This window comes from Streptomyces sp. NPDC090499 (genome assembly GCF_044769305.1).
Lineage (GTDB): Bacteria > Actinomycetota > Actinomycetes > Streptomycetales > Streptomycetaceae > Streptomyces.
This window is the reverse complement of sequence record NZ_JBIVXP010000011.1, coordinates 66,754-85,224: the sequence shown is the minus strand read 5'-3', so window position 1 is coordinate 85,224 and position 18,471 is coordinate 66,754. Positions and strand designations below refer to the sequence as shown.

Here is an 18,471-nt window from a genome sequence, read left to right as displayed (position 1 = left end):
GGGTCGCTCAGCTGCTCAGTGGGCGATCACCGGGACCGCCACCTCGTCCTCCGCGCCGTCCCCGGTGGCCACCGGCGTGGCTTCCGGCTTGCCGGCGTTGACCAGGGACACCACGATCACCGCGGCCAGCACCAGCATGCCGACGGCGACCCAGATCGCGCTGGCGTAGCCGTGCACCGCACCCTCCATCTGGACCAGCTGCTGCTGCGGCTTGGAGGCCGCGGTCGCGATGTGGTCCTTGATGTACGACGTCGTCGCGGACGCGGCGATGGTGTTCAGCAGGGCCGTACCGATGGCGCCGCCGACCTGCTGCGAGGTGTTGACCATCGCGGAGGCGACACCGGCGTCCCGGGGCTCGACGCCGAGCGTGGCCAGGGACATGGCCGGCATGAACGCCGTACCCATGCCGAGACCGAGCAGCACCATCGCGGGCAGGATCGTCGACGCGTACGACGAGCCGATCTCGATCTGGGTCATGACCAGCATGCCGGCCGCGGCGACCAGGAAGCCGGGGCCCATCAGGGTCCGGGCCGGGACCCGGGTCATCAGACGGGTGCCGATCTGGGTGGAGCCGACCATCATGCCCGCGATCATCGGCAGGAAGGCGAAGCCGGTCTTGATCGGCGAGAAGCCCTTGATGACCTGGAGGTAGTAGGTCAGGAAGAGGAAGGTGCCGAACATCGCGATGATCGCGACACCGAGGGAGAGGTAGATACCGCCGCGGTTGCGGTCGAGGACCACGCGCAGCGGCAGCAGCGGGGCCTTGACCCGGGTCTCGGTGACGACGAACGCGATCAGCAGCACCGCGGAGGCGACGAACAGGCCGACGGTGGTGGTGTCGCCCCAGCCGTCGGACTCGGCGCGGGTGAAGCCGTACACCAGCGAGACCAGGCCCAGGGTGGACAGGAGCACGCCGGGGATGTCGAGCGGGTTGCGGTTGCGGCCGCCCTCCGGCTCACGGATGACGAAGTACGCACCGAGCGCGGCGACGATGGCGAACGGGATGTTCACGAAGAACGTCCAGCGCCAGTCCAGGTACTCGGTGAGCACACCGCCGAGGATGAAGCCGACGGCGCCGCCGCCACCGGCGATCGCGCCGTAGATGCCGAAGGCCTTGGCGCGCTCCTTGGCGTCCGTGAACATCACGGCGAGCAGGGAGAGCGCGGCCGGGGCGAGCATGGCGCCGAAGACACCCTGCAGGGCACGGGCGCCGAACATCATCGCGCCGCTGGTCGCGGCGCCGCCGAGCGCGGAGGCGGCGGCGAAGCCGGTCAGGCCTATGACGAAGGCCCGCTTGCGGCCCCACAGGTCCGCGATCCGGCCGCCGAAGAGGAGGAGACCGCCGAAGGCGAGGGCGTAGGCCGTGACGACCCACTGCCGGTTGCCGTCGGAGATGCCCAGGTCGGCCTGGGCGGAGGGCAGCGCGATGTTCACGATGGTGGCGTCGAGGACGACCATCAGCTGGGCGAGCGCGATGAAGACGAGCGCTTTCCAGCGGTTGGCGTCACCGGACGGTGCCGGTGCGCCGGAAGCCTTTGCGGCTGTTTCAGACATGGGGGTACCCATTTCGTGACTTCAATTGCTTCGTGACGGAAAGTCGAAGAAAAAAGGGATCGGTGAAGCGCAGACGGTGTGGTGGTCGGTGCGGAACAGGGACCGCGTGAGGTGAGACCGTTGTCCGGTCGGTAACTGATCGGCCCCTGCGGGACTGTGCTGTCGCTCTCGGTCGTTCAGGCCTGGCGGAGGTCCTCCATGGTCACGGCCGTGCCCGGCAGGGCGGAGCGGGCCGGTGCCCGCAACCCGTCCAGGAACAGCTGCAGATGACGGTGGACGAAGCGGTCGCCGACCAGGCAGTCGGTGCCGAACGGGGGCCGGCTGAGCTGGGCCACGGCGATCATCACATCGCCGACACCCACGTCCGCACGGAGCTGTCCGGCCGCCTTGGCGCGGTCCATGAGCTGCCCGATGAGCTGCTCGCACCGCCGACGCGCCGCTTCCAGGTCGGGGTGGTTCTGGTCGAAGGTGCTGGAGACCATCGGGCACAGCGCGCTGACCCGCTCGTCGGCGGAGATGTGCACGAAGCGCTCCAGCGCCCCGAAGGCGTCCCCGCTCTCCGCGAGCGCCAGCTCGGCCGCCTCCGACGTCCGGTCCATCACGGAGCAGACGACCTCACGGACGAGCGCGTCGCGGTCGGGGAAGTTGCGGTACACCGTGGCGTTGCCGACGCCGGCCCGGCGGGCGATGTCGTCGAGCGGCACGTCGGGGCCGTACTCGGTGAACATCTCGCGGGCGGCGGTGACGATCCGCTCCCGGTTGCGCAGGGCGTCGGCGCGAGGCCGGGGTGCCTTGCGCACGGCGGGGAGGGCGGTCGCGGTCTGCACGGCGTACTCCTGGTCTGAAGGTTTCCGCGATCCGGGGAGGCGTTCCCCGTTTCGCGCGGACACAGTTCCAAACGGGGAGAGGGTCCCCGGTTATTTCCACACCTTCTCCGAATTTCACGTGACCTGAGTCACACTCTCCCGCTCCGGGGAATCCCACGATCGGCCCCTCCAGCGCGCGCCCGCCGCCCGGCCGACACAGGGTGATCCAGAGGGTGCAGCCGGTGACCGGCGGCTGCCGTGGCGCGAAAGGTCCGTGCATGCAGCCGCAGCCCAGCCGCCGTATACCCGCCCGCCGCCGGATACCCGTGGCCCTCGCGGACCTCCTGAGCCTCACGGGCCTCGCGCACCGCCGTACTTCACCGCACCGCCGTACCTCGCCGCGCCGCCGTACGCCGTCGTCCCGCCGCGCGGCCCCGGCCCGCGGTCGTGGCCCAGGCCCCGGCCGCCGCATACGCCCCCGCCGTGCGGTCTGCCTCGCCGCCGTGGCCGCGCTGATCCTCGCGGTCGGCACCTCGGCGGGCACCGGGCACCTCACGGCGGCTCCCGCACCGGCCGGCCCCGGCCCGATCGCGCTGGCCCGCAACTCCGTCTACGGCCCCTGCATGATCAGCGGCGGCCACGAGATCCAGATGACCGAGGGCGTCCCCACCCCCGCCGGCTACTCCCGCTCCACCGGCACCGTGCACGCCCTCACCCTGATGGTCGACTTCCCCGACGCACCCGGCCAGGGCAGCGCGCTCGACCGCTACCACGAGTTCTTCCCGCAGACCCAGGACTGGTTCCGCACCGCCTCCTACGGCAAGCTCGACTACCAGCCCGCCGCCCCGATCGACCACTGGCTGCGGATGCCGAAGGCGTTCGGCGACTACGGCATAGAGCGCGGCGCGCCCTTCGACCCCGGCTACCGGCAGCTGGTCCAGGACATCGTGGCCGCCGCCGACCCGGACGTGGACTTCCGGTCGTACGACCTCCTGAACGTCCTGGTCACCCCGAACGCCGGCCCCTCCGCCCTGGACACCGTGCTGTCCGTGACGTTCGCCGGCAACGGCGACGCCCCGGTCGCCGACGGCACGCCGGTCGCCAACGCCTCCTTCGTCTACTCCCGCCAGGACGACGGCTCCGGCTCCTACACCCGCACCGGCTACCGGGTCCTCCCCCACGAGAACGGCCATGTCTTCGGCCTGCCCGACCTCTACACCCAGGAGGGCGGGGGCGCGGTCGGGCACTGGGACATCATGAGCGAGGACTGGGGCGCCGACAACGACCTCCTCGCCTGGCACAAGTGGAAACTGGGGTGGCTCGACCCCGACCAGGTCAGCTGCGCGGCGGCCCGCGGCGGCACCGGGTACTCGCTGACCCCCCTCTCCCGTCCCGGCGGCCGGAAACTGGTCTTCGTCCCCGTCGACGCCCGCACCGGCTACGCCCTGGAGGTGCGCGCGAAGGGCGGCAACGACGAGGAGGTCTGCCGCCCCGGCGTCCTCGTCTACAAGGTCGACGCGAACGTCGACACCGGCCGCGGACCGATCAAGGTGTACGACGCCCACCGCGACTCCGGTGGCTGCACCCGCAGCCCCAACGTCCAGACGGAACTCTCCGACGCCCCCTTCGGGCCGGGCGAGAGCTTCAAGGACCCCGCGCACGGGATCGAGGTGCAGGTGACGGGGGTGGACGGGGAGGGGAACTACCAGGTGCGGGTGGAGCGGGGGTAGGCCGCCCGGGGCGGGTTGCCGGACCCGGCGCCGGTCGGGTGGACCACGGTTTACGGTAGGCGTGCGCTGATCGCCGTGCGAAGGTCCGAGATCCCGCGAACCGTCGTGTCGGAGCCGGAGAGCAGCGAACCGTCGTGTCGGAGCCGCAGAGCAGCGAACCGTCGTGTCGGAGCCGCAGAGCCACAAAGCCGGAGAGCCGGAGAGCCGCAGACCGTCGTATCGGAGCCGGAGAGTAGATGACCGCCCCCTTGCCCTCCGTCCCCGTGGCGCACGAGCCGCCTGCCGAGGCGGTGGCGCCGTTGATCCGGGGCGTGGCGGTGCTGGCGGCGCTGACCGAGGCCGGCGGGACGCTGAGCGCGAGCGCGCTGGAACGGCGTACCGGCCTCGCCCGCTCCACGGTGGACCGCATCACCGCGACCCTCGCCCGCATGGGATACGTCCGCCAGGACGGCCGGGACGCGGTGCTCACCCCGCGCGTGATGGAACTCGGCAACGCCTACCTGGCCGCCCTGCGCCTGCCCGCGCTGCTGGACGGACACGCCGACGCGGTCGCCGACGAACTGGACGAGTCGGTGTCCCTCGCGGTCGCCGACCGGGACGGCATCCGGTTCATCCACCAGGCGACCCGGCGCCGCGCGATGTCCGTCAGCTTCCGCATCGGCGACCTGCTGCCGGCCGAACGCACCGCCCCCGGCCCGCTGTTCGCGGCCGAGTGGACGGAGCCGGAGTGGGCGGCCTGGCGGGCGCGGCGCACCGCGGACCCGACGGACGCGGGCTTCCCCGCCGTACCGCCCCGGAACCCGGCCGCCGCCGACGACTTCGAGGCGCGGACCGAGCAGGCCCGGCGCAGCGGCTGGGCCCTGGACGACCAGCTGGTCGAACCGGGCCTGGTCGCGGTGTCCGTCCCGGTGCGCGATCCGGGCACCGGACGGGTCGCGTGCGTGGCGAGCGTCGTCAGCCACACCAGCCGCCAGACGGCGGCGGACCTGCGCGAGACCCTGCTCCCCCGGCTGCGTACGGCGGTGACGGCGATGGAGGCGGAGCTGCGCGCGGCCGGGGCCCGGCCCGCGGAGCCGGGGCCGCCGCCCTCCGGCCTCGCCGTCTGGACCGCCGCCTCGAAGCACGAACTCGGCCGCGACTTCGTGGAGTCACTGGCCCGGGGCCTGACGGTCCTCACCGCCTTCGGCGAGGGCCGCCCGGCGCTGACCCTGACCGACGTGGCGAAGGCGACCGGCCTGGCCCGGGCGACGGCCCGGCGCGCCCTGATCACGTACGAGCACCTGGGCCTGGTCTCCGCGGACGGCCGCGAGTTCACCCTCACCCCCCGGGTGCTGTCCCTGGGTTACCCCCCGCTGTCCCGCACCACCCTCTCCCGGCTCGCGGTCCCCTGGCTGCGCGCCCTCGCGGACCGGCTCGACGAGCCGACGGCGCTGGCGGTTCCGGTCCCGGGCGTCCCGGGCACCGGGCCGGCGGAGATCCAGTACGTCGCGGTGGCGGCCGCGAGCCGGGTCCTGACGGTGGACATCACCGTGGGCACCCGCCTGCCGGCGAGCCGTACGGCGCTCGGCCGGGCCCTGCTGGGCCTCGCCGGACCGGGCGGGTACGCCCTGGCGGACGAGGAGCTGGAGTCGGGCCTGCGGTCGATCGCGGTACCGGTACGGGACCGGGCGGGCCGCCCGGTCGCAGCCGTGAACGTGGCCACCCACGCGGCCCGCCGCACCCTGGCGGAATGCGTGAGCGAAGTGCTGCCCGTCCTGCACGCCACGGCGGCCCGGATCCAGGACGACCTCCGCATCGCGTCCCGTTTCACGCACGTCCCGCTGTCCTGACCCGGGGGCCCGGGAGCAGAAGGCCCCGGCGGGCTGCGGACGGTGCCGGGCGTCCCTCCCGGCACCGTCCGGGACCGTGCGCCGCTCGGGCACGGTCCGACTGGGGGCGGGTGCGGCTCAGGCGACGCCCGCCCGCTCCGGCTCCGGCTGTCCGGCGTTCTGCTCGGGCCCGGTCTCGCCCCGGAGTCCGGGGAGTACCGCGAGCACGATCATCGTCCCGGCGGCCATGATGATCCCGCCGATCAGGCTGGTCTGCGCGACGCCGTGGCCGAAGGCCTCGTGGACGGCGTCGAGCAGCGCCCGCGCCTGCTGCGGTCCGCCGGCGGCCGGGTTCTTCGCGACCTGCTCGGCCACCGCGATGCCGCCGCCGACCGAGTCCTTGGCGGTGTCCAGCGCGGCGGCCGGGAGCCGGCCGCCGACCAGGCCGGTCAGCCTGTCCCGGTAGGCGGTGCCGAGCAGCGAGCCGAGGATCGCGATGCCGAGCGAGCCGCCGAGCTCCAGCGCGGTGTCGTTGGCGCCGCCCCCCACCCCCAGCTCCGACTCGGGGAAGGAGCCCATGATGGTGTCGGTCGCCGGGGAGACACTGAGGCCGATCGCGAAGCCGAGCATCGTCATCGTCGGCAGGAAGTCGGTGTAGACCGAGCCCTCGTCGATCCGCGTGAGCAGGAAGACGGCCGCGGTGCCGATCGCCATGCCGGCCACCACCATCGGCTTCATGCCCAGCCTGGGCGTCAGCCGCCCGGTGATCGCGGCGCCGGCGAAGACGGCCCCGGCCAGCGGCAGCAGCCGCACACCGGTCTCCAGCGCGCTGTAGCCGAGGACGAACTGCAGGAACTGGGTGGCGTAGTAGATCGCGCCGAAGGTGCCGAAGAAGAAGAACAGCACCGCGAGCATCGACCCGGAGAACGGCCGGTGAGCGAACTTGCGGACGTTCAGCATCGGCTGCGGATGCCGCAACTCCCAGCCCACGAAGGCCAGCAGCCCCACACCCGCCACGACGGCCGCCGTGACCGGGCCCCGGCCCCAGCCGAAGTGCGGTCCCTCGATGGTCGCGTAGACCAGACTTCCCACCGACACGATCGACAGCAGCCCGCCGACGTAGTCGATCCGGCCCGGCTTCGCCGCCTTGGACGGCGGCACGAGCGCGAGGGCGCCGAGGACGGCGACGACGGCGACCGGGACGTTGATCAGGAACGTCGATCCCCAGGCGTGGTCCTCCAGCAGCCACCCGGCGACCAGCGGTCCGACCGCGATGGCCAGTCCCGAAGTCGCGGTCCACGCGGTGATGGCCCTGGCCCGCTCACGCCGCGGGAAGACCGCCACGAGCAGCGACAGCGTGGCCGGCATGACGACGGCGGCCCCCACGCCCATGATCGCCCGTGCGGTGATGACGAGGTCGGTGTGGTGGACCTGGCTGCCCATGACCGCCCCGGCGGCGAAGACCAGCAGGCCCAGGATCAGGGCGCCCCGGCGGCTGTACTTGTCCCCGACCGAGCCGAGCACGAGCATCAGCGCGGCGTAGGGGACGGTGTACCCGTCGATGACCCACTGCAGATCGCTGCTGCTCAGCCCCAGGTCCGTGGTCATGTCCGGCGCGGCCACGATCAGCGACGTGTTCGCCATCACGACGATCAGCAGGCTCAGACACAGCACGACCAGGGCCCACCAGCGCCGTGGATACGGCTCGCTCATCTTCTCGACGGGGGTGGTGGCAAGAAACGGCACGGGACTCTCCCAGGGGACGTGGGGGTGCGAGGGGCTCACTTAATTACCCATCGATGTGCACGCTAGTTTATTGCTCGTTGGTGTGCAACTATCGAGAGCCCGCCCACCCGGCTCCGAGGTACCAAACCGACGTGACCACCCGCACCCACCTCCGCACCCCCGCCCGCGACCGCATCCTGGAAGCGGCCCGGCGCGAACTCGGCCGCGATCCCGACTGCACCCTCGCCGGCATCGCCGAGGCCGCCGGGGTGGCCCGACGGACCGTCTACGTCCACTTCACCGGCCGGGCCGCGCTCGTCGAAGGGCTCGCCGCGGACGCCGCCGAGGCGGTCCGGCTCGCGAGCGAGGCGACCCGCGCCCCGTCCCCCGACGCGGCGACCGCCCTGGCCCGCTTCGTCCTCACGTTGTGGCCGGCGGCCGACCGTTACCGCGTGCTCGTGAACCTCGCCCGCCAGGACCTGGACGCCCACCGCGTCGACGAGGTACTCGCACCGGCCCGCACCGCGGTCGCCGGCATCCTCGCCCGGGGCCAGCGGCAGGGCGCCTTCCACACCGCCGTCCCGCCGGGCCCGCTGAGCCGGGCCCTGGAGGCCTGCCTGCTGTCCCTCCTGGAGACCGCCAACACGCGCGCCTGGACCGACGACGGCCCCACCGCCGCCACCACCGCCCTGATCGCCGCCGGCGTCGACGACGACCTGGCCACCACCACGGTCCGCCGCCTGCACACCGCCCACTGAAGGAACCCCGATGCACCAGCCCGAGCCCCACCCGTACGAGCCGTACCCGCACGAGCCCCACCCTTACGAGCCCTACCACCAGGCCGCCGAGCCCTACGACGCCCACACCGCGTACGAACCGCCCGCCGCGCCCCGCGACAACCGGCGCCCGGCCGTCGTCGCCGTCGCCCTCCTGCTCCTCCTCGTCCTGCTCCCCGTCGCCGTCGACCGCTTCCTGGCCGCGCAGGTGGAGGCACGGACGGCGAAGGCCTTCCAGCAGGGCATGCGCACCCCGCTGCCGCCCGAGGTCCACGTGCACGGCTTCCCGGTCCTGACCCAGATCGCCGCCGGCCGCCTGCGGGACGTGGACATCACCGCCCACGACATCCCCGCCGACGACACGACCGGCCCGCTGCCCGTCAGCGAACTCTCCCTGCACCTGGAGGGGTTGACGAAGTCCGACGACGACCGGCAGGCACGGGCCCGCTCGGCCCGGGCGACCGCCCGCCTCACCTACGCGGACATCTCCCGCGCCCTCGGCCTGCCGGTCTCCCAGGGCAGCCGCCCCGGCCGGCTCAAGGCGACCGTCGCCCTCCCCCTCGGCAACAGCGTCACCGCGACGACCACCGTCTCGGCGGCCGCCGGCAACCGCATCGCCTTCAAGGACTTCGAGGTCACGGCCGGCCTGCTGTCCGGCCCGGCGCAAACCGTCCTCGACCAGGCCTTCGACCGCCCCCTCCAACTCCGGAACATCCCCGACGGCCTGCACCTGCGCTCGATCACCACCACGGAGACCGGCCTGTCCGCCCGCTTCTCGGGCACATCGGTCACCTTCCGCGCCACCGACACCCCACAGAACAAAACAACAGAGGACACCGCGTCCCACCTCCCCACCCGACCCGAACACCTCGCCGCACCCCACCGCCGTTCACTGATCCGCTACGCTGTCAGGGACCGCCCTTGATGGCGGCCACACCCCGCCTTCGTAGCTCAGGGGATAGAGCACCGCTCTCCTAAAGCGGGTGTCGCAGGTTCGAATCCTGCCGGGGGCACAACGCGTTACCGCTCTGACCTGGGGTTTCTTCATCAGGGAGGGCTTCTAATCGGCCTCGGACTCCTCGTCCGGGGCCGTTTGCGTAAGCGGTGCGTGAGCGGACGGGGCGCCAGACCCCCATCTCCCTCCCGACGGATCAACACCATCCGGCACAGGCGCCTTCCACCGTGAGGGCTGCCTGTTGATCTAGCTCGTCCGAACCTGTGACCTGCGGTCGAGGCGCTGAGGATCTCGGCCTGTCTGGCCCCGGGCAAAGCGGATGCCGGATGTTGTCTCAGCTGATCTGCGTTCAAGACTCCCGTCCAGCGAACGGCTTGCTGGCCGTGGACCGCTAGGTAATTCGCCTGCAGCTATCAGGCTTCGATCCGAAGCCAGGTGCGGCCGGCCCGCAGCCACAGAAAACCGTCACGCGCTTGACCACAGCGCATAACCATCCGGCCGGGCACCCTCATCCTGCGCCGCTCGGTAACGCTCCACGTATCGCCGACCAGTTCGGCTCGGACCACTTCGGTCGACCGCCGGTTGTGAACGCGCCTGCTCAGAACGGCTCGACGGCCGCGTACAGCGAATCCGTCCGGATCCCGTACGGGGCTGGGCCAGCTCTTCACCTCGCCTGTGGAGGGCGTGATCCGCGTCAGGAAGGTGCCCCCGCGGCTGCTGCCGGAGTACCAGACCAACCACACCTTGTCGTCCTCTGTGGCGGCGGTGCAGCCCTCCAAGGGCGCATCAGGGAGTCGGCCGTCCGGTGTCCATTGGGCCCGGCCGTTCGTGCTCCATCCGGCAAGGCCGGCCGCCGACTCCGGATGGCCTCCGTAGACGCCTTCGTCCCCGTAAGCCGTCCAGATCGTTCCGTGCTGATCGGTCACCAGAGCAGGGATGTCATCACCGATGCAGAAAGTTCCCTCCCGTTCACCGTCCAGGGAGAAGATCACTGCGTTCGGTTCCCAGGAACCCGATTCATCTGGGAACGTACGGCCGCTCACGATCAGGAGTCGGGCGTCGGGGAGCAGAGCGATGTGACTGGGCCGGATCTGAATATCCTTGATCGTTTGGCGTTGAACCGGCCCCTCGGGGTGCCGGATGACCAGCATTCCGTCAAAGGGGACCGTCGGCGCCCACCCCACCCAGCCCTTGACGTAACGGCTTCGACGTAGGTGCCGCCGATGAACAAGCAGCACAGCAAGCTCGCCTGCAGGGCCGACGGACCACCACAGAGGGCGTCGTCCTGCACGGAGATCCGCAAAGGGCGGACTCCACACCCTCTGAACCGCAATGCCTGCCGACATCGCATCCCCACTCTCGCCCGGACCCCGTCGCCTGTGAGAGAGGAGTGTAGATAGCGGCAGGTGGCGGCCGTGATGGTGATCGAGGAGTGGCCGAGCATCTTGGTCTGTGGTGAGGACCGTCCTGTGAACCTCACACACCACGCCGGTCGCCTACGAGCCCGGTCTCGTAGGCGACGATCACGAGTTGGGCACGGTCGCGCGCACGCAACTTGGCGAGCAGGCGCCCGATATGGGTCTTGACCGTGGCCAGGCTCAGATGGAGGTGCTCTGCGATCTCCGTGTTGGACAAGCCCCGCGCGATCAGGCCGAGCACCTCCAGCTCCCGGTCGGTGACGCCGTCCAGCGTGCGGTTGGGCGGGCGCGCAGGCTCTGGACGGCGGGCGAACTCCGCGATCAGACGGCGGGTCACCGAGGGAGCGAGCAGTGCCTCGCCCGCGGCAACGACCGCGACGGCGGTGAGAACCTCGGTCGGCGGGGTGTCCTTGAGCAGGAAGCCCGTGGCGCCGGCGCGCAGGGCGGCGTAGACGTACTCGTCCAGGTCGAAGGTGGTCAGGATGAGGACGCGGACGCCGGACAGGGCCGGGTCGGAGCAGATCTGCCGGGTCGCCCCAATGCCGTCGAGGTCCGGCATGCGTACGTCCATCAGCACGACGTCCGGCCGTTCGCGGCGGGTGAGTTCGACGGCCTCGGCTCCGTTCGCGGCCTCGCCCACGGCCGTCATGCCGGGCGTGTGGTCGACCAGGACCCGGAAGCTGCCGCGCAGCATCGCCTGGTCGTCGACGATCAGTACCCGGATCGGGGGCGCGTCGGTCATGGTCGCTGGTCCCCTTCAGCGGGCAGGCGGACGGACACCGCGAAGCCACCCTCGGGCCGGGGCCCCGCCTCGAAGCTGCCGCCGTACATCATCGCCCGCTCCCGTATCCCCAAGAGGCCATGCCCGCCCGATAGTTCGCGGACGGCCCGCCCATGTGCGGACGGTGGTCCCTCGTCCGCGATGTCTATGCGGATCTCTTGCGCATCCGCCTCGACCGTGACCTGGCAGCGAGTCGGGGCGGCGTGCCGGATCGCATTGGTGAGGGCCTCCTGGACGATCCGGTAAATGGTCAGTTGTGTTCCCTCTGCCAGACCCTCCGAGGCGTGCACCGTCAGGTCGACCTCCACCCCTGCCCGGTGTGCCTGCGTAGCGAGCGAGCCGAGGCGGTCGAGATTCGGTACGGGGCCGAGCGGCGCGCGCTCGGTGCGCAGTACGCCGAGCGTGCGCCGCATCTCGGTCAGGGCGGAACGGCTGGTTTCCTCGATGACCTTGAGGGCGGCCCGCGCCTCCCTCGGGTCGTCCTCCGCCACATGCCCGGCGACACCCGCCTTGACGGCGATCAAGCTGAGGTTGTGCGAGACGATGTCGTGCAGCTCACGGGCGATCCGCAGACGCTCTTCGTCCACTGCGCGCTCCGACCGGCGCCGCTCTTCTCGGGCGGCCTCGGCCCGGCGCCCCCGCACGGTGACCCCCGCGCCCCAGGCCCCGCCGATCACCAGGAGCACGAGCCCTGCCACTCCGACCGCGCCCCGCCAGTCTTCGGCGGGAGTGACCACCGCCTCGCCGAGGTAGACGGCACCGCACGCCACCGGCAGCGTCACCGCGAGTGCGGGCACGGACCGGCGGGCGGGCTCAGCCAGTCCGACGAGGTACGCCGCAAACCCGGCGGCGGCGTATGGCTCACGGGGGATGTCGAGGAGCGACGCCGTGGCCAGGGCGGCCAGCACGACCACCAGGACCGATAGCGGCCAACGGCGACGTACGAAGATCGGCAGACCGACCAGGGCGGCGATCAGACAGCCGAGCCAGAGCGGTCCTGTGTAGGCGGGCTGGCCGTCGTCGGCGGTCAGTCGGGCGAAGCCGACGTACACGGCGGTCAGGACCAAGGCCGCGCTGAGGTCGAGGGCGTAGAGGTGGCACTGCCCCTTGGACTTCATGGCCCGACCGTACCTGTACGCGTACACTCAACCGGCCTGTCCCAGCAGCACCATCAACGCGAGCGTCAGCAGTGTCAGCGGCACCCAGCGCAGCACCGTCGCCCAACTGGGACGGGGCGCTTCAGACAGAAGTGCCAGGCCCAGCGGCACCAATGCGGCGCACAGTCCGGCCAGGGCCACCAGCGACACAGGAGTGGTCCCTTTGAGTACCCCGAGGGGTAGTGCCGCGGTGAGGCCGAGTGCGGCAGCGCGGACCGGGCCGAGCACCCGCGTGCGCCAGGCGCCGAGGGCAAGGACCACCCATCCGGCGAGGATGGCGAGGTTCAGCGTGGCGAAGACGTGAAAGGCGCCGTAGCCGGCGGAGACCGCTTCGGTGGCGGGCCCGACGCCCTCGGAACGCACCAGCTGAAAGGCCAGATGGTCCACCCCCGCGTGGAAGGCGCGGGCGAACAGTCCGAACATGACCAGCACGCCGCCCCACAGTCCCCAACCGGAGCTGCGGGCCCCGATCCGTGCGGCCACCACAGCCACGGCGGGCCAGAGCAGCAGGCTGCCCGCCGCAAAGAGGCCGTAGGCGGTGGCCATGAGGGTGGGATGGCGCTCGTACGCGGCGAGTTGGTCGGGGTAGAAGAAGTGGAAGCGGGCCCGCAACAACGCGCCGGTCAGCATCAGGAGTGGGCCGAGCAGCATGGCAGTACCACCCACCCAACGTCCGGGGAAGCCGGTGGCCTCCCACCGCTCCACAGGCAGCGCGCCATGCAGTCGGGCGCCGATCGTGGTGACCGGGGTAGCCATGGATCTCGTCGCGTTCGTCATACCGATGACGATGCCTTCACCGTCCCTCCAGGACGTCGGACGAGGAGCTGAACTGCAGGGTCAGACCTGGGTATGACCCGTCGGGTCGCCTGAACAGGCACCGTCTCCAGCTCGCTGCATGAGCGATTGACGCCTTGCCGGGAAGGCATCCCTGCGGAACACATCCCTGCGGAACACATTCGGCACACATGCGGCCGCGAAACCCCGTGAACACACGCGAACTACAGAGGGGTGTTTCCCCGGCCCAGACACCCTGCAGCTGGCGTTTCCGCAGGTCACGGACCCGCCCAGAGAAAACTCCTAAAGCGGGTGTCGCAGGTTCGAATCCTGCCGGGGGCACAACGCGTCACCGCTCTGACCTGGGGTTTCTCCCCCGGGGAGGGCTCCTACTCGGCCTCGGACTCCTCGTCCGGGGCCGTTTGCGTGAGCGGTGCGGCGATGTCCCCGCAGCTCATCCCCGTCATGGAACGTATCCGCGTCGTCCGTCTCGGTGGCGGACGCCCCCGCACCCGACTGGATCGTCTCGGCGGAGGCAAGGCGTACTCCTCCCGCCGTAACCGCCGCTACCTGCACAGACGTCTTATCGAACAGACCATCCCCGAGTCGCGTTACCAACGGGCCAATCGAAAGCGTCCCGGCAGTCATGGACAAGCGCGCCGATATCTTCCAGGGCACCGGAATGATCTTTACTCCTGATGTGCACCTTCAGGTTGGCGAGTAACGAGCACAACGCACCGACCTGACCCAGGTGTTGAGAGTGGCGCGCACGACGTTGCCGCACTGGCGGTGGAACTCACGGACATGGCGGCGGCTGACCGCCCGGCACGGTGATCGGCTCGGCGAGATCACGGACGAAACGGCTGGCCGACGGCAGAAATCGTCGGCGAGAAAGCCGCACGCGCGGCATGGCTGATCGCCCAGCACGCCGACCGGCAGCTCGACGTTCAGCGGCACGCCTTCCGCCTGATGCAGCATGCGGCGTCGGCAGGCCCGGCCGGCCCACGCGAGCTGGCCTTCCTGCGCGACCGCACGCTGGTCAACGAGGGTCGTAAGCAGATCTACGGCACACAGATCGCTGGCGCGAAGGACGGGGGACCTGTGACTTCCAACGATAGGTGGCCAATCCGCTCGACATGACCACAGGTCGCAGGCCCGCGGTCATCCTCAGCCGGCCACTCTGCTCAGCGATAGGCGGCCAGCCGGGCCCCAGAACGCCGACCTCAACCTGAACCCCCGGTCGCGGGCCAGTCCCACGCTCGTGCAGCAGATCGCCCAATACCCAGTCCGGCGGGGCTCGCAGGCTGCATCGTGGTCGGTGTGGTCACCAGCAGCACACTGCCAGCCGCTCCCGGACGAGTCGTCCGGACCAGTGCCGTCGCCGCCGCCTGCGCCGCGTTTCTTCTCCTCCAGGTTGGATCTGGGCACACGCCAAGTAGCCGCAGCTTTGCTGCTCTGCCGGCATTCGATACCTGGATCTGGGCGTACACGACTGAGGTCGGAGCCGCCGTTGCCATCGGCACTGCCACGCTTCCTGTCTTCCGCGTACTGGCCGAACAGGCTGGTCGGCGCACGACCACACTCATGGGCTCAGCCTGGCTGGCGTTCGGCGTCCTGATCGCTGCGTTCGGCCCACGCGCGCTCGATGAAGACAATCCGCTCTGGCTCGGCACTGCACGCTTCCTCACCCTTAATGCGTTGACTTGGGTATTCATCACGCCGTCGTTCGCTGGGTTGTTGCTCGTACAGCTGCGGCTATCCGCGCTCGCTGAGGACATCGCCTCTGCGGTGGACGACGGAAAGGCCGGTCCCCTCATTGTCGAGCTCCTGTGGCTGCGGGCGGCCATGCGGCGCTTCCTGCTCGCCTTCGCCACGGCGATCACCGGTGGTGTGCTGGCCTTGGGCGTGCTTCGCGGTGCGCTGCTCGCCCACGGCACACCCGCCAGCGACCTGCCCGTGCTCCGGCTGCTGACCTACGGCGGAGTGTTCACGGTGACAACGGCACTCATCTTTGTGCCTGCCTACACCGCCTGGCAGGAGCGGGTCTTCGAACTCCGGGATGCCCTTCACCCGATCCCCGAGGACGGCCGACCGGCACCCGAGTGGTTCGAGGCCCGCGACAGCTTCGATACCCTCCTGGCCGCACGCGTGAGCGCCGGGCGTGTGCTGACTGCCGCCTTTGGAGTGCTGGCCCCCCTTGCCGGCAGTGTGGTGTCCGCCTTGCTGTCGGCAAGTAATTGATCAACCTTGGCCTAGGCGAGCACCGCGAGTCCCCGGCGGCCAACAATCGCTGCGCATGGCCAACTATCGCTGAACGTCGCAGGACCGATTCCGTGGCCCCGCGAAGGATTCGAGCGCATGAACGAACTCTGTGTAGAAGGGTGTGCCCGCAGGAGCCCTCCGTCCGCGGGCTTCTCGCGGGCTGAGGGCTCCTGCGTGAGGTGCGGCCGATCGGTCAGCCGATGGTTGCGATGCCGTCGGTGGTGACGGTCGGGCGGCCCGAGGTGCCGACCACGACGATCTTCAGGGTGTGTTTGGCGGAGCTGGACCAGGTCTTGGTCCAGATCGCCTGGCGGTAGAGGGTGGTGGAGGATTTCAGGTCCACCGTGGTGACCTTGGTGCCGTCGACGTAGATGTACGCCTGGCCGGACGTGGAGGCCCGCGAGACGATCCAGGCCACCGAGCGTCCGGTGAAGGTCCAGCTGATCGATGCGCCGGCGGACGAGGAGCTGTAGGAGTAGCCGCCCAGGTAGCTGGTGCTGCTCCGGTGTGTCCAGGTGCCGGTCCGGGTGGTGGAGGTCTCCTGGATGATGTTCGGCGTCCGGTAGACGGAGGCGCCACCGGTGTTGCCGGCCACGTCGGACGCCTTCAGGGCGAACAGGTCCGAGGTGCCGGGCTTGGCGCTGGTGTTCCAGGAGGTCACCGTCGGGCCGAAGGCGGCCGAGGACGGCGAGGTCGCCAGGACCTTGGCGAGCGCCGCGTTGTCGGCGGCCTTCCAGGTCACCGTGACCGGGACCGCCGTCGAACTCACCGAGCCGGTGCGCGTCCTCACCGCCGGAGCGGTCGGGAAGGTGGGTGCGGCGGTGTCACCGACCAGGGTGACCGAGCCGGACAGCGTGGTCGACCCACGGACGTGGGTGGCGCGGACCTGGACGGTGTGGCTGCCGGCGGCGACCGAGATCGAGGCGGAGCGGGCGGAGCCGGAGGTGTGTGCCACGGCCTTGCCGTCGACCAGGACGTCGAAGCCGGAGATCACTGCGGACGGCGTAGCGGTCGTCCAGCTCACCGTGGCCGCGCCCTTGGTGTAGTAGCTCGTCCCGGACTTGGCCCCACCGCCGGACATTCCGGTGACGGAGACCGCGCCGACCGGGCCGGCCGCGTAGGAGCGGATGGTGCTCAGGGCGTTGTAGAGCTGGTTGCCGGGGCAGTCGGTGGCGAAGCCGTTGCGGTGCCCGGAGATGACGTTGAAGGTGTAGCTGTTGCCGAGGGTGAAGCCGTAGCTGCCCGATGCGCCCTCGGTCAGCGTCGCGGTGCCGGTGCCCGGGCTGACCCCGGTCATGCCGAACTTCCAGGCCGCGATCCGGGCGATGGAGCCGAGCATCGCCTGGCTCGGCGTGGCCCCGGGGAAGGTGCTGGCCGTGGAGTCGCCGCCGCTGAGGTCGGTGTATGTGCCGATGGCGGCCACGCCCATGCTGTTGGTGTTGAACCCGTAGGTCTGGGCGCCCACGATCGGCAGCGCCATCCCGCCGAAGCGGCCCTCGAAGATGGTTCCACACTTGTCGACCAGGAAGTTGTAACCGACGTCGCGCCAGCCCTGGTTGAGGTGCTCGGCGTAGATGCCGCGCACGATCGCCGGGGAGTCGGCGCAGGAGTAGCTGTTCGTGGTGTCCGTGTGGTGGACGAACATCGCCTTCACCGCCGACCCGTACGACGGATAACCGGCCTCCCGGGCGCACTCGTCCGCACCCCAGCCGGCCCGGGTGACCACGGTGGGCGGCGCCACCGTCGAGGTGGTCGCGGCCGGCATCGGGTCCGGCGGGGTCGGCGACGCCGACGTGGAGGGGCTGGCCGAGGAGGCCGGGCAGGACGGATACGCCTGGTCCATGGTCGGCAGCTGACCGGGCCAGGACGTCGGTGAGGCGCTCGGCGAGGCGGAGGTCCCGGTGGACGGCGTGCCGGATGCCGAGTCCGTGGCCGTGGGGGTGTCGGTGGCCGTCGGGGAATCCGTGACCGTGGGCGAGGCGGAGTCCGTCGCGGTCGGGGCGACGCTGTCCGTCGGCGTCACGGTGCCGGTGGCCGTCGCGTCCAGGGCGTACGCCGCAAGGCCCATGCCGGAGTCCTGCGTCCCGCCGGTGGCGGGCTTGCCCGGGTCGACCAGGTCCACCCGCAGCCCGCCGGGCAGCGCGGTCGCCTTGCCCGCGCCGGTCGCGCGGACCTGGATCCCGTTCGACGGCCCCGACCACATGGGGGACATCCCGCCGCGCACACCGGGACGGCTCAGCTCGGCGGGGTCGGGGATGTCGTCCGGCTGCTGCATCTTCAGCCACGGTGTCCAGTGGCCGTCGGCGGCGGAACGGGTGCGCACCTCCACCGTGCCGCGCAGCTTGGCGTGGGCACCGTTCCAGGTGACACCGACCATGCTGAACGGAGCCGTGGACCGGGCCCCCAGTGTCTTGAGCGACGCGCCGGCCCCGGTCAAGGACAGCGAGTGGACGTGCGTCTTGACCGGTCCCTGCGCGGCCGCCGCTCCATGGCCTGGTGAACCGGCCATGGCGACGGTCGCCACGGCCACGCCGCCACCGGCGACGACCGCTCCCAACGCCACCCACGTGCGCTTCTTCAGACCTGCTCGACGGCGACCGTGCCGAACACCGTGTTCAGTTTTCATGCCCCACCCGAAAGACCAGTTGTAGTTGTCATCAGCGATCACAGGGCACAGCCGTCACAGGAGTCCCCCGGAACACCAGCGCATCCGAACGTTCAGACG

At 70.9% G+C, this 18,471-nt stretch carries 13 protein-coding genes, 1 tRNA gene and 2 pseudogenes; 8 read left to right on the top strand and 8 right to left on the bottom strand.

Going from position 1 to position 18,471, the window contains the following annotated elements:
- Positions 1–15: 15 nt before the first annotated feature.
- Both ACIQVL_RS33715 and ACIQVL_RS33710 read right to left on the bottom strand, forming a co-directional pair.
- Positions 16–1,554, bottom strand: a complete 1,539-nt coding sequence (locus ACIQVL_RS33715; RefSeq protein ID WP_403437118.1) for an MFS transporter — start codon at positions 1,552–1,554, stop codon at positions 16–18.
- Positions 1,555–1,730: 176 nt separating this feature from the next.
- On the bottom strand, positions 1,731–2,381 hold the full coding sequence (locus tag ACIQVL_RS33710) for a TetR/AcrR family transcriptional regulator (RefSeq protein WP_403437117.1): 651 nt from the start codon (positions 2,379–2,381) through the stop codon (positions 1,731–1,733).
- 257 nt (positions 2,382–2,638) lie between these two features.
- On the opposite strand from ACIQVL_RS33710, the gene ACIQVL_RS33705 reads away from it, so the two are divergent.
- Together ACIQVL_RS33705 and ACIQVL_RS33700 are read left to right on the top strand one after the other, a co-directional pair.
- Entirely contained in the window at positions 2,639–4,090 is a 1,452-nt protein-coding gene (locus ACIQVL_RS33705; protein WP_403477249.1) for a M6 family metalloprotease domain-containing protein, read from the top strand.
- A 236-nt stretch (positions 4,091–4,326) separates the two neighbouring features.
- Positions 4,327–5,919, top strand: coding sequence for a helix-turn-helix domain-containing protein (locus ACIQVL_RS33700; RefSeq protein ID WP_403477248.1), 1,593 nt, complete (start codon positions 4,327–4,329; stop codon positions 5,917–5,919).
- A 117-nt stretch (positions 5,920–6,036) separates the two neighbouring features.
- On the opposite strand, the gene ACIQVL_RS33695 is transcribed toward ACIQVL_RS33700, so the two are convergent.
- Positions 6,037–7,644 (bottom strand): MFS transporter, encoded by a 1,608-nt coding sequence (locus ACIQVL_RS33695; RefSeq protein ID WP_403477247.1) that lies wholly within the window; start codon positions 7,642–7,644, stop codon positions 6,037–6,039.
- A 131-nt stretch (positions 7,645–7,775) separates the two neighbouring features.
- Between ACIQVL_RS33695 and ACIQVL_RS33690 the strand changes: the two genes are divergently transcribed.
- The 3 genes from ACIQVL_RS33690 (at position 7,776) to ACIQVL_RS33680 (ending at position 9,412) form a co-directional block, all read left to right on the top strand.
- Positions 7,776–8,381, top strand: coding sequence for a TetR/AcrR family transcriptional regulator (locus tag ACIQVL_RS33690; protein WP_403477246.1), 606 nt, complete (start codon positions 7,776–7,778; stop codon positions 8,379–8,381).
- Positions 8,382–8,391: 10 nt separating this feature from the next.
- The gene (locus ACIQVL_RS33685; RefSeq protein WP_403477245.1) at positions 8,392–9,324 is read left to right on the top strand and encodes a DUF2993 domain-containing protein; all 933 of its coding nucleotides are present in this window, start codon (positions 8,392–8,394) and stop codon (positions 9,322–9,324) included.
- A gap of 15 nt (positions 9,325–9,339) precedes the next feature.
- A tRNA-Arg gene (locus ACIQVL_RS33680) sits at positions 9,340–9,412 on the top strand.
- 355 nt (positions 9,413–9,767) lie between these two features.
- Here the strand turns inward: ACIQVL_RS33680 and ACIQVL_RS33675 are convergent.
- From ACIQVL_RS33675 to ACIQVL_RS33660, 4 genes are all read right to left on the bottom strand, one after another.
- On the bottom strand, positions 9,768–10,505 hold the full coding sequence (locus tag ACIQVL_RS33675; RefSeq protein ID WP_403477244.1) for a hypothetical protein: 738 nt from the start codon (positions 10,503–10,505) through the stop codon (positions 9,768–9,770).
- Positions 10,506–10,830: 325 nt separating this feature from the next.
- Positions 10,831–11,514: a response regulator gene (locus ACIQVL_RS33670; RefSeq protein WP_403477243.1), complete on the bottom strand. Its 684-nt coding sequence runs from the start codon at positions 11,512–11,514 to the stop codon at positions 10,831–10,833.
- Positions 11,511–12,671, bottom strand: a complete 1,161-nt coding sequence (locus ACIQVL_RS33665; protein WP_403477242.1) for a sensor histidine kinase — start codon at positions 12,669–12,671, stop codon at positions 11,511–11,513. Before ACIQVL_RS33665 ends, ACIQVL_RS33670 begins: the two co-directional genes overlap by 4 nt.
- A 27-nt stretch (positions 12,672–12,698) precedes the next feature.
- On the bottom strand, positions 12,699–13,487 hold the full coding sequence (locus ACIQVL_RS33660) for a hypothetical protein (protein WP_403477241.1): 789 nt from the start codon (positions 13,485–13,487) through the stop codon (positions 12,699–12,701).
- A 441-nt stretch (positions 13,488–13,928) separates the two neighbouring features.
- Between ACIQVL_RS33660 and ACIQVL_RS33655 the strand changes: the two are divergent.
- From ACIQVL_RS33655 to ACIQVL_RS33645, 3 genes and pseudogenes are all read left to right on the top strand, one after another.
- Positions 13,929–14,135 (top strand): annotated as a pseudogene (locus ACIQVL_RS33655) (IS5/IS1182 family transposase); the annotation flags it as partial.
- A 154-nt stretch (positions 14,136–14,289) separates the two neighbouring features.
- Positions 14,290–14,609: pseudogene (locus tag ACIQVL_RS33650) on the top strand (DUF6624 domain-containing protein); the annotation flags it as partial.
- A gap of 195 nt (positions 14,610–14,804) precedes the next feature.
- Positions 14,805–15,725: a hypothetical protein gene (locus ACIQVL_RS33645; RefSeq protein ID WP_403477240.1), complete on the top strand. Its 921-nt coding sequence runs from the start codon at positions 14,805–14,807 to the stop codon at positions 15,723–15,725.
- Positions 15,726–15,939: 214 nt separating this feature from the next.
- On the opposite strand, the gene ACIQVL_RS33640 is transcribed toward ACIQVL_RS33645, so the two are convergent.
- A complete protein-coding gene (locus ACIQVL_RS33640; RefSeq protein ID WP_403477239.1) occupies positions 15,940–18,309 on the bottom strand; it encodes a peptidoglycan recognition protein in 2,370 nt (789 codons plus the stop codon).
- Positions 18,310–18,471: the final 162 nt, after the last annotated feature.